A 2,140-nucleotide genomic window follows, 5' to 3' on the forward strand; every position below is an offset into this window, starting at 1 on the left:
CGTGATGTCATGGGCCTTCTCCGATCAAGGCCCGTCCAGCGTATCAGTTTTTCAGGGTCCTGTGGTCCAGCCCAAGGGGTTCACTCCACCGGGCATGGCCCCGGTGCGCCGCGGGTCACTGCTCTCGGCCCACGCCTCTGGATCGCGGTCGGTTTTTCAGTTGCCCCACCCTAACGAAACGCCCGGGCACCTCAAGAAACTCATCGATCTGATCGCCGAGCGAGGAAGACTCTGAAGGAACCCAAGACACCGTCCGGTGGAGTGAGATCGACACGAGCCGGAGCATGGACTGCGACAATCCGCAGAATGCATCGGATTTTACAAGACTGTCGGGCAGGCTGGCACGCCCATGGCGATTTCAGCATGGCCGCTGTCCGCAGCCTCGATTTCTCTGCCGCCGATAAAGAGGATTTCATGACCCGCACCCCTTCGCGCGTGACGATCTACGCCCGCTATTCGACCGACCTGCAGAACCCGAACTCGGTGCGCGACCAGATCGCGAGTTGCCGCGCGCTGGCCCAGACCAGGGACTGGTGGGTGGTGGCGGAATACGCGGACGAGGCGATGTCGGGCACGCGCTCGGACCGGCCGGACTTCCTGCGCCTGTCGGCCGACCTGGCAGCGGGCCGGTTCGACATCGTGCTGGCCGAAAGCCTCGACCGGATCAGCCGGTCGATGAAGGACACCGCCGAGTTCTATGCCATTGCCAGCTTCCACGGCATCGGCATCCACACGGTCGATGCTGGCGAGAGCGACAAGCTCAGGATCGGCATCACCTCGACCATGGCCGAGATGTTCATCGACAACCTGCGCGCCAAGACACGCCGGGGGCTGAAGGCGCGGGTCGAGGCCGGAGGCTCGGGCGGCGGCCGCGCCTACGGCTATGCCGGCGGCACCAACATCGGCGATCTGGAGATCGTGCCCGAGGAAGCCGAGGTGATACGGCGTATCTTCCGGGACTATGCCGATGGCCTATCGCCAGTGAGGATCGCCGCTGCGCTGAACGCCGAAGGCATTCCCGCCCCTCGTGCCCGCGCCGGTTCCGGCCACTGGAACAGAACTCCATCAACAGCAACCGCGAGCGCGGCACCGGGATTCTGAACAACGAACTCTACATCGGCCGGCGGGTCTGGAACCGGCTGGAATATCGCAAGGATCCCGTGACCTCGAAGCGGGTCTCTCGTCTACGGTCGCGGGACGAGTGGGTGCGTCACGATACGCCCGACCTGCGGATCGTCGACCAGACTCTCTGGGAGGCCGCCAGGGCACGGCAGGAGACACAAGCCCTGTTTCGGGCAGCATCCCCGAAGACGGCTGATCACAACGGACTGGCGATCAGCCAGGGCATGAAGCGCCGCCGCTATCTGCTCTCCGGGCTGCTTTTCTGCAGACAATGCGGCGGATCGATGACGATCGCCGGCTCTGGGCGGATCAAGCGCTACTACTGCGCCAACGCGAAGGAGAAGGGTTCGGCGGTATGTGCCGGCCAGCCGGGCGTCGTCCAGGACGAGGCCGAGCAGATCGTTCTGGGCGGGCTCAAGAGCGGCCTGATGACCGAGACGGCGATCGCGCAGTTCCGCAAGGACTACGCTCGGCACTTGAAGGAACAATCGCAGGCCTCCTCTACCCGCGTCGAGCGCCGGACAGCCCGCTTGAAGGCGCTGGAGACAGTGCGGCTGAACTACAAGCAGGCGATTGCCGAGGGTGGCTTCAGCCCGACGATCCAGGAAGGTCTGACAGAAACCGAAGCCGAGATCGCAGCGCTGAAGCAGGCAACAGAGGCGGAGTCCGGTAATGTCTTGCAGATCCCGCCTGACCTTGGCGCGCGCTACCGAGCCTATGTGGAGGACCTGGCGCGGACGCTTTCAGGCGGCGATGTGGTGGGCCGGGCCTCCGAGGAACTGCACCGGCTCATTCATCGCATCACCGTCCGCTGGGATGCGGCGATGATGGTCCACCGCCTGGACCTCGAAGGCGATCTTGTCGTGATGTTGGGGAAGGCAGACACGCAAAACGCCCCGGCTTATCAGCGCGGGGCGGTTTCGCTTCATTTGGTTGCGGGGGCAGGATTTGAACCTGCGGCCTTCAGGTTATGAGCCTGACGAGCTACCGGGCTGCTCTACCCCGCGACAGTGGGTTG

Annotated in this window: 3 protein-coding genes, 1 tRNA gene and 1 pseudogene; 3 read left to right on the forward strand and 2 right to left on the reverse strand. The window is 64.3% G+C overall.

Features of this window, described 5'->3' with window-relative positions; genetic code table 11:
• The 3 genes and pseudogenes from JX613_RS19580 to JX613_RS20465 form a co-directional block, all read left to right on the forward strand.
• The coding region (locus JX613_RS19580; RefSeq protein WP_207103150.1) for a hypothetical protein at positions 1-235 on the forward strand (235 nt) is incomplete at its 5' end.
• 179 nt (positions 236-414) lie between these two features.
• Positions 415-1,101, forward strand: a complete 687-nt coding sequence (locus JX613_RS19585) for a recombinase family protein (RefSeq protein ID WP_207103151.1) — start codon at positions 415-417, stop codon at positions 1,099-1,101.
• A 38-nt stretch (positions 1,102-1,139) separates the two neighbouring features.
• A pseudogene (locus JX613_RS20465) lies at positions 1,140-1,526 on the forward strand (recombinase zinc ribbon domain-containing protein); the annotation flags it as partial.
• A gap of 339 nt (positions 1,527-1,865) precedes the next feature.
• Here the strand turns inward: JX613_RS20465 and JX613_RS20100 are convergent.
• Both JX613_RS20100 and JX613_RS19595 read right to left on the reverse strand, forming a co-directional pair.
• Entirely contained in the window at positions 1,866-2,051 is a 186-nt protein-coding gene (locus JX613_RS20100) for a hypothetical protein (RefSeq protein WP_237168756.1), read from the reverse strand.
• A 1-nt stretch (position 2,052) separates the two neighbouring features.
• Positions 2,053-2,129: transfer RNA gene (locus JX613_RS19595), tRNA-Met, on the reverse strand.
• Between the last annotated feature and the right edge of the window lie 11 nt (positions 2,130-2,140).

Origin of the sequence: Paracoccus shandongensis (assembly GCF_017315735.1) — a bacterium.
Classification (GTDB): Bacteria; Pseudomonadota; Alphaproteobacteria; order Rhodobacterales; family Rhodobacteraceae; genus Paracoccus; species Paracoccus shandongensis.

What these genes read in the sequence shown, in the direction of transcription:
- JX613_RS19585 (WP_207103151.1), top strand. Translation starts at nt 415, where the DNA reads ATGACCCGCACCCCTTCGCGCGTGACGATCTACGCCCGCTATTCGACC.
- JX613_RS20100 (WP_237168756.1), bottom strand. Translation starts at nt 2,051, where the DNA reads ATGAAGCGAAACCGCCCCGCGCTGATAAGCCGGGGCGTTTTGCGTGTC.